Raw genomic sequence first — 12,994 nt, 5'->3', positions numbered from 1 at the left:
TCTCCAGGTGTTCGAATGAGGTAGAAGTCAATTCATCGCGAAGCCGCCGTTGACCGGCAGCAACTGGCCCGTCACGAAACGCGCGGCGTCCGAGAGCAGGAACAGCACAGGGCCGTTCACGTCGTCGGGTACTTGCGCACGCATGAGCGCGCGGCCCTTCAGGTAATACTCGTGACGCTCGGCGGGAACGTAGGCGGTCGCCTCGACTTCGGTGAGGCCGGGCGCAATGGCGTTGACCGTCACGTTGCGGCCGCCGAATTCGCGGGCGAGGGAACGCGTCATCGCAATCACCGCGCCCTTGCTCGCAACGTAGGCAAGAAGCTTCGGTGCGCCCCACAACGCTGTATCCGAAGCGATATTGACGATGCTTCCGCGCCCCGACTTCGCGAGATGCGGCAGGCATGCCACGCTCATCAGCCATGCGCCGCGCACGTTGACGTTCATGACGGCATCCCAGGTCGCGGGCGTCAGCTCTTCCGCGGACTTGCCGCCCGAGTTGGTGATCGCGGCGTTGTTGATGAGGCCGTCGATACCGCCGAGCGTCTGCACGCTCGCCGCCACGCACGCTTCGATGCTTGACGGGTCTGCCAGATCGAGCGCGATGAAATGCGCGTCGTGGCCCGCTTCTCTGAGCGATCGCGCGAGCGCTTCGCCTTCGGCATGCAGGACATCGCCGAAAGCGACCCGCGCGCCTTGTTTGGCGAGCGCCGTGACGAACGCTGCGCCGAGTCCGCGAGCGCCGCCGGTCACGAGTACGCGGCGGCCTTTGAGCGCGTCACGCATGAACGTGCTCCGCGTCCTTTGCACTTGTTTCCAGCGCGGCCAAATGCTGCTGCGCGCGTTGCTTCAGAAGACGCCGAACGCGCGTCATGCCGACATCGTGCTGATAGAGAAATTCGTGATCGCGCGCGTTGGGCGCAAGGCTTTCGAGCACGTAGCGGTCTTGTTCCAGCACGGCCCAGTGCAGCCCTTCCAGACGATTGCGATACAGGAAACGCCATGCGTCGCGCTGCCAGCCGGACACCTTGCGTGTGCGCCAGAAGTAGACCTGGCAGTTGTCTTCGTCCACGGGCGTCGCAAAACCGATGATGCCGAAGTTGCCGCCCGGGCCGAACTTCTTCTTGTAGGGAATAGCCAGGCGCATCCACAGACAGCCGGTTTCGCCGAGTTCCACCCAGTCGAAATTCACGTCGCGCTGATTCACCTTTTCGAACATGAGACCGGTGTCGGTCTTGCGCACGCGCATGTCGGCCTGCTTGTCGCCTTCGGCCATCGAATGCGAGGTCGCGTGAAGATATGCGCCGTGCATCGGGTCCATGACGTTATCGATGGCGTACTGGTAATTGCACTTCCAGTGCGACATGCAAAGAAAGCTCGCGTATTCCTCGCCGACGAGTTCTTCCGGCAGCGCGAGCGGCGCGGGTTCCTGATTGGCGTCGTCGCCGAACCAGAGGAAGATCGCGCCGGCGCGCTCTTCCACCGGATACGACTTCACGCACTTCTGTCCTTCGAGCGGGCACGCGGAAACGGCCGGCACTTTCTGCACGGTGCCGCTGCCATCCACTTCGATACCGTGATACCAGCACGCCACGCTGCCGCCGAGATTCCACCCGAGCGACAGCCGCGCGCCGCGATGCGGGCAGCGATCTTCGAGCGCATGTACATGGCCTTCGTTATCGCGCCACAGGACGATCTGATCGCCGAGACGCGTGAGCCCGATAGGCGCATTCGCCACTTGCCAGCTCGGCGCCACGGGATACCAGTAATTACGCAGACCGCGATCCAGATAGCGCTGGACGGGATCGGCGGTCGAGATTTGCTTGAGGGACGTCATGGGGATCTGCTCCGGATTCGATGTCGTTTTGTCAGTGCCGCCGCGTCATTCCGCGAGCGTGCGCAACTCGGCGGCGAGACGCTCGGTGGTCCAGGCCACGCCTTCCGGCGTGCGAAAGCCATCCTTGTTCAAGCCTGCGGCCACCTGATCGAGTTCCAGCGCACCGGCTTCGAACACGCGTTCGAGGGCATCGCCGAAATCGTTCTCGTACTGGGTCGGTTCCGCCTTGCGCGTCTGCCAGACGAAGTTTTCGGTTTGTCCGGGCTGCTCGATCACGCCCTTGCCCGCGACGTTATTCGGTTGCGGCGCGAGCCACGGCTTGAGATGCGGATTGAAGCTCACGATTTTTTCCATGTCACGCCACCTTGATCTGGATTTCTTCACCGGCCAGACGCACCGAATACATCTTCAGGTCGCGTCCGCCGGGCTCTTTCATGCATTTGCCCGTGGGGATGTGAAACACCGCTTCGTGCAGCGGACATTCGACGGTGTCGCCATCGATAAAACCCTGCGTCAGCAGCGCATACGCGTGCGGGCAGACGTTTTCGAGCGCATACACCTCATCGCCGACTTTGTAGATGCCGATTTCCGCGCCGTCGTCGAGCTTGAACTCGATCGGCGCGTCTTCCGACAGGTCGCCGGCATGACCGGCGCAACGCCACTGTTCTGCCATCTCTCACCTTCCTTGGGATCGTATTGCGTTCCACATAAGGAACATCAGTTTATGTATGGGCATTATAGGAGTGCTTTTGCCGTGACAAAATAAAAATCCGCCGCTCTAGGTGAAAACACTGAAGCTGCGTCTTAAAAATGTGCATCCCCTCTCACTAGCAACGCGCCTAGAGTGCGCTTTGACCTTGATTCAGAAGCATTTTTCCTGCCGGAGTTACGGTTCTTCAGTCCCGTTTGACGTTGCCGACCGCGTCGCAAAATTATTATTTCCGCGCTAAAAACCTCACTATACTTTCCATAGGCAGGACGTTGATCCATATATGGAACATAACCATTGATCAGCGCGATGCCTTCCGAAGCACGGTCATCGAAGGCCGTCCGGGTTGCGGTCAAGCGCTATGAAACGGCAAAGGAAAGAAGCGGAACGGGTCCGCTCTTGAACCACACGGTTAGGAGGACGAAGGGTGAAGCACATCATCGCAGCGGGGCTGCTCGGAGCCGGGATCGCAACCGGCGCGGCGGCGCAAAGTACAGTGACGCTTTACGGCAGCCTCGATGCCGGCATCGCGTACGTGAACAACGTGGGCGGACATCCAAAGTGGATGGAAGAGCAGGGCAACATGCAGCCGGATCGTTGGGGCTTTCGGATCGTCGAGGATCTGGGCGGCGGGCTTAAGGCGGTGGCGCAACTCGAAAACGGCTTTTATACGAATACCGGAACCTTCGCGAAGGCCAACACGCTGTGGAATCGGCAAGCCTACCTCGGTCTCGATCAGAACAACGTGGGCACGCTGACGTTCGGGCATCAGACGCCATTCAGCTTCGACATGCTCGGACCGCTTTCGACGGCCTATCTCGCGGCAAGCTGGTACGCGTTCCATCCGGGCAATCTCGACGAACTCGCCGATACGGGCGTGGTGCCGTACGACAACTCGGTCAAATTCCGCTCGGCGAACTTCTATGGCTTTTCCGCCGGCGCGATGATGGGCCTAGGCAACACGACGAACTTTTCCACGGGCAGGAACCTCGGTTTTGGCGTCTCGTATGCAAACGGTCCGTTCAAGGCGGCCGCGACTTACGCGAACGAGCATAACCGCACCCCGTCCATCGTCACGACGGGCATCAACACCTTCCAGGGCGTTGCATCCGCGAGTTACGTGGCGGACAAGCAGGAAGTGATGGGCGCGGGCGCGTCATACGAGATCGGCAAGTTTCTCGTGCATGGGCTTTATACGCGTGTGAAGCTGGAATCGAATGGCTTCTCGAACACCTTCCAGTCCTACGATGCCGGTCTCACCTACAAGATCATGCCCGACAACTGGATCGCGGGCGGCGCGGCCACCACGACTTTCGCGGGCGGACGCTGGACGCAACTCGAAATCGGCGAGATATATTTGCTGTCGAAGTCCACGCAGCTATACGTCAATGCGCTCTACGAGCACGCCACGTCGGGCGCCAAGGCGGCGTTCTTCACGGCGGGCGTGTCGAGCACGGCCAATCAGGTGATCGTGCTCGCGGGCATTCATCACTCGTTCTAGCGGGAGAGGAGCCGCGCGGTCGGATCGTCGGGCGATGGGCGGTAGTTCAGCCGCGCGGACAGATCGATGGCCGCGCCGCACACCGCTTCGATAAGCGGGCGCTTCTCCTCGTCCCGCCCGATGTCTGAGCGCGGCACGGTCGCCGTGACGGCCGCAACGATGGCGCCCGCGCGGTCGCGCACCGGCGCCGTGACCACCGAAATGCCGCGCTCGAACGACGCCTCGCTCAGACCATAGCCAAGCGTCGCGCACTCGCGGACGCGCTCGTACAGTTCATCGACGGTAACGGGCGTGCGGTCCGTGTACTGCTCGAGCCGCTCTTCCGGATAAAGCGTGCGAAGCGCCTCGCGCGTCAGGTCGCCCATGAGTACGTGACCGTGCACGGTCGCATGGGCGGGCAGGCGCGTGCCGACCTGCACCTTCACCGAACTGAACATGCGCTCGTGACTCTGTGCCTTGGCGATAAAGACCACGTCACGCTGATCGCGGATCAGCAGATGCGTGGAAAGGCCGGTGGCATCGCGCAGGCGTTCAAGCAACGGTGTGCCAAAGTCGGTCAGTTCGAGCGAGTTCACATATTCGAAGCCGAGTCGCAAGACCGCGACGCCCAGCCGGAAATTGCGGTCGCCATTCACGCGTTCGAGAAAGCCGAGCGATTCGAGCGTCTGCAAGAGGCGAAACGTGGTCGTGCGTGGAATGCCGATGCGGCGCGACAATTCCGGCGCGCCGAGCACCGGCTCACGCGCCGAAAATTCAGCAAGAATGCGCAGGCCTCGTTCGAGCCCTGGCACGAGATAGTTGGCGCCTGCCGTGGACGCGTCCGCTTCTCCGTCGGGGCGGAAGTCCGCGTCGGTTTCATCTTGTCTGCCTGAAGCCATGATCGGCGGTCGTCTTCATTGTTATTCGAGAGATGGCAATGATAACGCGCGGGCCGACTAGGCAGGCCGATCGTCGAAAGTGCGCGTTTGCGATTCGACCTGCGCGCCCCCCCCCCGATATCGAGAGCACCGAAAAGGTGCTTTCCACGCTTTTCACAAGCGAATGTCGGTACTTCTTTCATAGAAAAATCATTTTCAAACCGAAACCGCTCTTTCCCAGGAAACGTTTGCTCAGGATTTCTTGCGACCTGCCGTTAAGTGAATCAGGCGCCTTGTTCTCCTTGGTTCTTCTCCGTGTGGGCGGAACGCGCCGATGCCAATGGGGCAACGCACGGTCTTAAGGACCCGTGCCTTGAATCGAATCAACGCGGGCGAGATTAATGAGTGTAACGACCAGGTTGAATTTCACGCCGCGTGCATTGCGGCCGCCCGCGCGCGAGATGCCGAGCGTCGGTGTCGAACACGCGCCGCCGCCTCGACGGCCCGGCGGCTTGCCGACCTGGGTCATCGTCGTGGCATGCGTCGCGGCGTTCGCGGTCGTCGCCGTGCTGGCGATGGTTCGCATCGACCTCGAAGCGCAGTTTTGCCTGGCGTTCGCCACGCTCGCCGTGATGGTCGTGCTGCGCCGCTCGCGTTTCATCGAACATACGCGGCTCTTCTTCCTCTTGTGTTCCGCTTTCCTTTCGATGCGCTACGTCTGCTGGCGCACCACCTCGACACTTGGCTATAACGGTTTCGCCGACTTCATCCTGATGATGATGATGTACGGCGCGGAGCTCTACGGCATCGTGCTGACGTTGGGCGGTCTGTTCGTCAATAGCCGGGCGCTGGAGCGCCCGGGCGTGCCGTTGAACCGCTCAGCCGGCCCGCTGCCGACCGTCGACGTCTACGTGCCTTCGTACAACGAGCCGCCGGAGATGCTCGAGATAACACTGCGCGCCGCACTCGACATGCGCTATGACCGCGAGCGCGTGAACGTCTACTTACTCGACGATGGGGGCACCGAACAAAAGCGCACGCAGACCGATCCGGTCAAGGCTGCAGCCGCGCAGGAACGCGCCTTGACGCTCTCCCTGCTCGCCGCGCGGCATGGCGCACAGTACTTGAGCCGCGAGCGCAACGAGCACGCTAAGGCGGGCAACATCAACGCGGCGCTCGCCAAAACCAGCGGCGAACTCATCGTGATCTTCGACGCCGATCACGTGCCGACCGCCGATTTCCTCGAAAAGACCGTCGGTCATTTTCAGCGCGACAGTGAGCTGTTCCTGTTGCAGACGCCGCACTTTTTCAGCAATCCCGATCCGCTCGAAAAGAACCTCGGCATGTTCGGCAAGATGCCGCCCGAGAACGAGATGTTCTACTCGGTGATTCAACGCGGTCTCGACTTCTGGAACGCATCGTTCTTCTGCGGTTCGGCGGCGGTGCTGCGCCGCAAGTGTCTGATGGAGATTGGCGGCATTACGGGCACGTCGATTACCGAGGATGCGGAAACGGCGCTGGTGCTGCACGCGCGCGGCTATCGGAGCGCCTATCTGAACGAACCGCTGATCGCCGGATTGCAGCCGGAAACCTTCGCGAGCTTCGTCGTGCAGCGCGTGCGCTGGGCGCAGGGCATGATCCAGCTTCTTCTCTTTCGCAATCCGTTGCGCATGAAAGGGCTCAAGCTCGCGCAGCGCATCTGCTACTTTTCGAACGCGTTCTTCTGGTTCTTCTGCTATGCGCGCGTCGTGTTTCTGCTCGCGCCCGCACTGTATCTGCTGTTCGGTTTGCAGTTCTACAACGCGACGCTGCCCGAGTTCTTTGCATACGGTCTGCCACAGATGGCAGGCGTGATCCTCACGACGGATTATCTCTTCGGCAAGTATCGCTGGACGCTCATCTCCGAAGTCTACGAGATGCTGCTGTCGTTGTTCTCGCTGCGCGGCGTGATCGCCGTGCTGCTCAATCCGCGCGCGCCCACCTTCAACGTGACGCCCAAGGGCGAGCAAAGCGACGCGGATCAGATCTCCGAACTCGCCGGGCCGTTCTACGCGATGTATCTCGGCGTGCTGATCTCCGCCATCGTCGGCGTATGGCGTCTGATCGACGGCGACACGCAGCGCGGCGTGATCGCTTCGTCGGTTGCGTGGAGCGTGCTGAATCTCGTGCTGCTCAATGCGTGTATCGGCGTGCTGTACGAACGCCGTCAGCGCCGCGTCGCGCCGCGCGTCCCTGCCGACATTGCCGGCACGCTTCTGCTGCCGAAGTCCGCCAACGCGGATGCGGCAACACCCGTCCGCTCGTTTTCTCCGGCGTTCGGCTGCCATATCGTCGATCTGTCGGCAGGCGGCGCGAAGCTCATCGTGCCATTCGACGCCGAGTCTTCCATTCCGCGCGGTTCGCCCGCGACGCTCGATGCCTTCGATGCCGCGCGTGGTTGCCACAGCCAGTTGCCGGTAATCGTGCGCGGCGTGTTCGAGCGCGGCGACGGCACGTGCGCGGTCGGCGTCGAGTTCGCCGATCGCAGCGTCGAAGGCTTGAGCGACCGCGTGTCGCTCGTCTATGGCGACAGCGGCCGCTGGCGCAGCTTCCGCGACGGCCGCAACAAACGCATCGGCATCCGGCGAGGTCTCGGCCTCGTCGTGCGGCTCGGCACCGTGCACGCGCTCGCGCACTACCGGACCTTTTTCACCGCGCTCCTGCGCTATGTCGCGAAACGGTTGTCGCAGCGACGGCGTGATCTGCGTGGCGTCGTCACGCAAGCGAAGTCTTGACTGGATCTTCACCATGTTTGCCATTCGAAAAACCATGATTGCCGGCTGGGCGGCGTGCGCGATTTTCGGCGCGACGGCAGAGGCGGCATCGCATGCGCCGAAAGCCGCATCCGCGCCGCTCGCGGCCAATGCCGACGCCACCGCCAACGCAAACGCGACGGCGGCATCGTCGCCCGTGTCGCTTGCGACCTACGCGAATCTGTCGGGCCCGATGCGTATCGTTGGCGCGTCCGCTTCACGTTCGGTCAGCGTGCCCGTGTCTGCGCGTGAAGCGGTGCGCGGCGCGACGCTGCATCTGGTCGCGTCCAACTCGGTGTCCTTGCTCGGGGAACGCTCGCAGCTCGTCGTGCGCGTCAACGATCGCGCAATCGCACAGTTTCCTCTTTCGCCGCGTCAGCCGGAACTGACTGCCGACATCCGCGTGCCCGCCGAACTGCTCCGCGCCGGTTATAACAATTTGACCTTCCAGGTCGCGCAGCATTCGACCGAGAACTGCGAAGAACCGAATGCGCCGGAACTATGGACCGAAGTCGATACCAGCGCGTCGACCTTTGCCGTCGATACGGAATTGCGCCCGCTCACAAGCACGCCGCCGCAGCTTGCCACGCTCGACGATCTGATCGATCCGAAGCAGAACGCGCAGCGCTCCATCGCGATCGTCAACGCGGCCCATCCGGTGACGGACTCGCAGCTTTCGAGCGGCGGTCTGCTTGCTCAGGGCGTCGCGTTGCGGCTGCGTTACAGGAATGCCGATCTGCGCGTGCTCGATGCGCAAGCGGGCGAGGGCGCGGGCATGTTGCGTGGCCTCGATCTCGCGTCGCTCGCCAACGCCGACGTACTCCTGATCGGCAAGCGCGACACGCTTGCGCCGTATCTCGATGCAGCCATGCTGGAGCGTATCGGCGGCGCGTTTCTCGGCGTCTATCCGAAGCCCGACGATCCGCGACATTTCGTGCTGCTCGTCGCGGGACGTACCGATGAAGAAGTGAATCTGGCCGCGCTCGTGTTCTCGCACGCGGAACTGCCGCTGCCGCGCCGCGCCGAAATGACGGCCGACGGTTTGACGGAAGCGCGCATGGACGGCGCGAAGGGTGGTGACGCGCTGTCCGGCACGAAGCCGTACTCGCTGCGCGATCTGGGCTTCCGCAGCACGACGCTCGGTGTGGGCTCGAGCGCCGATGTGACACTGACCTTACCCGCCGATGCCTACGCGCCGGAGAACGCGCAGGCCGTGCTGACGCTCAACTTTGCCGAAGGCGCGCGCATGCGTTCGGACTCGGTGCTGAACCTGTACCTGAACGACCGCTTCGTGCAGGCCGTCGCGCTGGATCAGCAGCAGGGCGCGGTGGTCAACCGCTATCGCGTGTCCGTGCCGTTGCAGCGCTTCCAGCCGGGTGCCAACGTGCTCTCGCTGCGCCCGGTGCTCGTGCCGCTCGTAACCGATCGCTGCACGCTGCGTCAGTCGGCCAATCTGCAACTGTCCTTGTTCGACGATTCCACCATCGAGCTGCCGCCCATGCTGCACTTCACGAATCTGCCGGACCTTCGGCGTTTCGCGGAAAGCGGCTTTCCATACACGCGCCGCGCCAATGGCGCCGATCTCGCGATTCAGCTCAACGCGCGCGACGACGACACGCTGAACGCCGCGTGGTCGCTCCTCGGCAAGCTCGCGCAGAAACAGGGCAGGCCGCTGACCGCCGCGCAGATCACGGCGGGCGTGCCGGGCGTGGGCCGGCAGACCATCGTCGTCGGCGCGGGCGCCGAGTTGCCGCGCGCGGCGCTCAACGGCGCGCCGTGGGCGCCGGGCAAGTCCATGCGCTTTGCGAGCAACGAGCCCGCACCGGCCGAGCCCACGCTCGCCGACAGCATCTGGGCACGCGTGGCGGGCGTGTTCGGCAAGCCGGCCTACGCGGCGGACGTCGCGCCCGACATGGTGCTCGACGGCGATATGAAGTTGTCGCGTCAATTGCTCGTGATGCAGTATCGCAGCGCCGCGAGCAAAACCACCGCGACGACCACGCTTTTAACGGCCGCGACGCCTGCCGAGTTGCTGCATGGCGTGCAGCAGCTGATCGCGCCGCAGCACTGGGGATCGCTCGATGGCGACGTGAGCGTCGTCAGCTTCGACAGCGACGCGCTCTGGACGACGCGCGTGAGCCGTCGCTACGAAGTCGGCGAGATCGGCGCGTTCGATCATATCGGCTACGAAGTGTCGGCGCATCCGTGGATGGCTTACGGCGTGCTGGCCGGGGCGCTTGCGATGCTCGCGGCGCTCACGGCGTTGCTGTTGCGTCGTTATCACCGCAAGCATCATGTCGATTCGAGAAGCTGATCGGCGCAATGCGCTCGCCGAATTGCTCGTGCGGGAAACGGCCATGTCGATGAGCGTCATCGGTCCGCGCAATCCATACAGGATGGGTCGCGACATGCCGCGCCACCGTGCGCGCTTTACACCGGCCGTAGGTGCGCGACTCGCGACGGCATTGCTTTGCGTTGCCGCGTTGCCGTCCGCCGCGGTCGCGGCAGGCGGGCAGGGGAACGTGGTTTCGGCGGAGCGTGGCGTCATGCCGGGAGTGGCCGCGAGTGCGGCTAACGCGGCCAGTTCAACGCGTGCGCCAGGCGTGAAGGGCGCAGCGAGTGCGGCAAACGCGAGGAACAGCGCGAACTCGACGAGCACCATCGAGGAAGTCCAGCAACAAGCTCAAACGAACGTTCTCGTGCACGCAATGCCGCGCACGCCGTCCGGCGATCCGACGGCGGCTCACGCTTCAAGCATGCGCACGCCCGCCACCAAAGCGCCCGGCGCGCCCGACGAGCGTCCGCTCTGGAACCTCTTGCACGCAAGGCGCCTCGCCGATTTCGACGCGATGCTCACACGCGTCGAGCGGCGTTTTCCTGCGTGGTCACCGCCCGCGAGCCTCGTCGCAGAACGCACCCGTCAGCAGCGTGACGCGCAAATCCAGCGCTCGCTCGCGGGCGATGTCGCCTTGCTGCGCGCGCAGATTGCCAGCGACCCCGATGCGTTCGGCTGCGCGCACATCGACCGTGCATGGCGAGCGGGCGAACTGCTTGCCGCCGCGGGCGATGACGGAGCGGTCTACGCTCTCTATCGGCCGATAGTCGCCGCTTGCACGTCCGATGTGAATCGCGTGGTCACGCTGCAGCGCGCGACGCAGCAGTTGCCCGCCGCACAGGCCGACGCATTGATCGACATCGAATGGAAGCAAGGGACTCGCGGCGAGCCCGCCGCACGCGATTTCGCGCGCCTGCGCAATGCGCGCGTGCTCGATGCATCATCGACATGGGCGACGGACGCGGCAAGCACGAAGCGCACGCTCGCCGAACTCGCGCCGTCGATCCGCGACTCGCGCGATGGGCCGTCCGCCATGCGCGCGGGTTGGCTCGAACTCGCACAGAACGACTACGTCGCAGCCGCGCAATGGTTCGAATTCGCGAGCGACTGCGACAAAGCGACCTTGAACGACGCGATGCTGGGCCTCGTGCAAGTACGCATGGCGCAAGGCGATCTCGATGATGCCGAGCGCCTGATCGAGTCACCCTCGCTCGCAACCGATTCGCGTACGCGTGCGCTGCGCGCGGAAGTTGCCATGGCGCGTGCGAGCGATGCGTACCGGCAAGCGCGCTATCGCGATAGTCTGACGGCGCTCGACGCCGCGCAAGACGCGGGCGCGGCCGATGAACGCGTCGAGCCGTTGCGCGGCTGGAATTTCTTTGCGCTGGGCGACTATGCGCAAGCGGAGCGCGTGTTCGAGGCGAACTATCAGCAACATCATGACGACGACAGCGCCGAGGGCATTGCGCTGAGTGCGAAAGCGCAAGGGCGTGGTCATCGCGCGACGCGTACCGAAAGCGCCGATACGGGGCCGTTGCCCGCTTACACCGCGGCGCTCGACGCGCAGCATCTCTATTACCAGAAGCAGTTCGTCGAAGCAGAGCGCATGTGGCGCAATGCGATTGCGGGCAACGCCGACGCGCAGCGCATCGCGCACTATCTGCCCGCCGATCTCACCGGCATCGACGCGCCGTCGATCACCGCCGGTTTGGGCTGGGCGAATCACGCGGGCACGCGCGGCGAGAACCGCTTGACGGTGTTTTCGCCGACGCTCGATGCCGAATGGTCCGACGCATCGCGCTCATACGAACTGCGCTATCGCCAGTTGTTCCTGAACAGCGGCACGGGCAACGTCAACGCCGAAGAATTGCAGGGTAAGCTCACACAGACCGTGCGTCTGGGCGATGATCGCCTCGACGTCCATGCGATGGCGGGCGCCACGCAGGGCGGACCGTTCGGCGCATCGTTGCAGGGCGAGGCGGGCGTCGGCCAGACGACGTCGTGGGGCGCGTGGTCGGCCTATGCCGCGGCGCTGCCGGTGCGCGATTCGCTGCTTTCCTGGCGCGGCGAGACCGTGCGTCTTGATGGCACGAATCCCAACGCGAACGTCTTCGAATGGGGCCGCGTCACGCGTGCGACGACGGGCGGCAGCGCTCGCTGGCAGATCGGCGAGCGCTGGAACGTCAGCGCGGGCGGTCATCTGGACTGGCTGACGGGCCATGAGGTCCAAGGTAACGAAGGCTTAGGCGTCGATGTCGCGGCGAGCTACGATTTGCGTGCGCCGGGCTTCGACTATTTGAGCATCGGGCCTGCGCTGCATTACCTGGGCTATCGGCGTAACGAGAACTTCTTCGTGCCGACGCAGGGCGGCTATTACAGTCCGCAGAGATCGACCAGCGTGGGCGCGGCGCTTCAGTTTCTATCGAAGGAAGGCCGGTCTTGGCAGGTCTCGGGAAACATCGAAAGCGGCTGGAATTATTCGAAGCAATCGATGGGGTCGTGCTCGACGACCGAGGCCGCGAAACTGGGCGTGGTGATCGATTGCAGCGGCAGCAACGATCGCGGGCCTTACGCGCACGTTCAACTTGCGGGCGCGCTGCAGGTGACTTCGCGCTGGCAAGTGGGTGCGCTTGCCGATGTCAACGTAACGCCTGGACGGGACCGGCAAATTGCCGCCATTGCATACGTGCGGTACTTTTTGTCGCCGCGCAGTGCGGTGTTCAGTCGTGATTTGCCGCAAAGTGCGCGGGATTTGAGGCTGGCGTTTGATGAATCGCGGTGATGCGGTTGGGGCTTCGGCACGTCGGTCACGGTTTGTGGGCGATCGGCGTGTCGATGACGTTTCGCGCGATCGCTTTGATGATGGATTTGTCCGCTTCGGCGCGACGAGGTTGATTTGCGCTGGCGGTTGTCGTGGTGCTTTGGCTGAAGACAGACGAGCTGGATACGGCGGGCAACTCGTTACT

General features: G+C 63.5%; 9 protein-coding genes. 4 read left to right on the top strand and 5 right to left on the bottom strand.

Going from position 1 to position 12,994, the window contains the following annotated elements; genetic code table 11:
• Positions 1–27: 27 nt before the first annotated feature.
• Genes ACYQ47_RS03135 through ACYQ47_RS03120 form a run of 4 tightly spaced genes read right to left on the bottom strand, consistent with a single transcriptional unit; the run spans position 28 to position 2,507 of the window.
• Positions 28–783: an SDR family oxidoreductase gene (locus ACYQ47_RS03135; protein WP_459904433.1), complete on the bottom strand. Its 756-nt coding sequence runs from the start codon at positions 781–783 to the stop codon at positions 28–30.
• On the bottom strand, positions 776–1,834 hold the full coding sequence (locus ACYQ47_RS03130) for an aromatic ring-hydroxylating dioxygenase subunit alpha (RefSeq protein WP_459904432.1): 1,059 nt from the start codon (positions 1,832–1,834) through the stop codon (positions 776–778). Before ACYQ47_RS03130 ends, ACYQ47_RS03135 begins: the two co-directional genes overlap by 8 nt.
• A 45-nt stretch (positions 1,835–1,879) precedes the next feature.
• A complete protein-coding gene (locus tag ACYQ47_RS03125; protein ID WP_459904431.1) occupies positions 1,880–2,188 on the bottom strand; it encodes a recombinase-like helix-turn-helix domain-containing protein in 309 nt (102 codons plus the stop codon).
• Position 2,189: 1 nt separating this feature from the next.
• Positions 2,190–2,507 (bottom strand): non-heme iron oxygenase ferredoxin subunit, encoded by a 318-nt coding sequence (locus ACYQ47_RS03120; RefSeq protein WP_250467001.1) that lies wholly within the window; start codon positions 2,505–2,507, stop codon positions 2,190–2,192.
• A gap of 463 nt (positions 2,508–2,970) precedes the next feature.
• Between ACYQ47_RS03120 and ACYQ47_RS03115 the strand changes: the two genes are divergently transcribed.
• The gene (locus tag ACYQ47_RS03115) at positions 2,971–4,044 is read left to right on the top strand and encodes a porin (RefSeq protein WP_459904430.1); all 1,074 of its coding nucleotides are present in this window, start codon (positions 2,971–2,973) and stop codon (positions 4,042–4,044) included.
• Here the strand turns inward: ACYQ47_RS03115 and ACYQ47_RS03110 are convergent.
• Positions 4,041–4,922 carry an IclR family transcriptional regulator gene (locus tag ACYQ47_RS03110; RefSeq protein ID WP_250526692.1) on the bottom strand — a complete coding sequence of 294 codons (882 nt, stop codon included), beginning with the start codon at positions 4,920–4,922 and terminating at the stop codon, positions 4,041–4,043. The genes ACYQ47_RS03115 and ACYQ47_RS03110 overlap by 4 nt on opposite strands.
• 380 nt (positions 4,923–5,302) lie before the next feature.
• Here ACYQ47_RS03110 and bcsA point away from each other — a divergent pair, with 380 nt between their 5' ends.
• From bcsA to ACYQ47_RS03095, 3 genes are read left to right on the top strand one after another with little or no spacing between them, the layout of a single operon-like run.
• A complete protein-coding gene (bcsA, locus tag ACYQ47_RS03105) occupies positions 5,303–7,675 on the top strand; it encodes a UDP-forming cellulose synthase catalytic subunit (protein ID WP_459904429.1) in 2,373 nt (790 codons plus the stop codon).
• A 13-nt stretch (positions 7,676–7,688) separates the two neighbouring features.
• The gene (locus ACYQ47_RS03100; protein ID WP_459904428.1) at positions 7,689–10,007 is read left to right on the top strand and encodes a cellulose biosynthesis cyclic di-GMP-binding regulatory protein BcsB; all 2,319 of its coding nucleotides are present in this window, start codon (positions 7,689–7,691) and stop codon (positions 10,005–10,007) included.
• Positions 9,988–12,810: a cellulose synthase subunit BcsC-related outer membrane protein gene (locus ACYQ47_RS03095; RefSeq protein ID WP_459904427.1), complete on the top strand. Its 2,823-nt coding sequence runs from the start codon at positions 9,988–9,990 to the stop codon at positions 12,808–12,810. Before ACYQ47_RS03100 ends, ACYQ47_RS03095 begins: the two co-directional genes overlap by 20 nt.
• The last annotated feature ends 184 nt before the right edge of the window (positions 12,811–12,994 follow it).

This window comes from Caballeronia sp. HLA56, from assembly GCF_054655155.1.
This window is presented reverse-complemented; position numbering and strand designations above follow the sequence as displayed.

Coding starts and splice junctions, on each gene's coding strand:
- ACYQ47_RS03120 (WP_250467001.1), bottom strand. CDS start 2,507: ATGGCAGAACAGTGGCGTTGCGCCGGTCATGCCGGCGACCTGTCGGAA.
- ACYQ47_RS03100 (WP_459904428.1), top strand. CDS start 7,689: ATGTTTGCCATTCGAAAAACCATGATTGCCGGCTGGGCGGCGTGCGCG.
- bcsA (WP_459904429.1), top strand. CDS start 5,303: ATGAGTGTAACGACCAGGTTGAATTTCACGCCGCGTGCATTGCGGCCG.
- ACYQ47_RS03110 (WP_250526692.1), bottom strand. CDS start 4,922: ATGGCTTCAGGCAGACAAGATGAAACCGACGCGGACTTCCGCCCCGAC.
- ACYQ47_RS03095 (WP_459904427.1), top strand. CDS start 9,988: ATGTCGATTCGAGAAGCTGATCGGCGCAATGCGCTCGCCGAATTGCTC.
- ACYQ47_RS03135 (WP_459904433.1), bottom strand. CDS start 783: ATGCGTGACGCGCTCAAAGGCCGCCGCGTACTCGTGACCGGCGGCGCT.
- ACYQ47_RS03125 (WP_459904431.1), bottom strand. CDS start 2,188: ATGGAAAAAATCGTGAGCTTCAATCCGCATCTCAAGCCGTGGCTCGCG.
- ACYQ47_RS03130 (WP_459904432.1), bottom strand. CDS start 1,834: ATGACGTCCCTCAAGCAAATCTCGACCGCCGATCCCGTCCAGCGCTAT.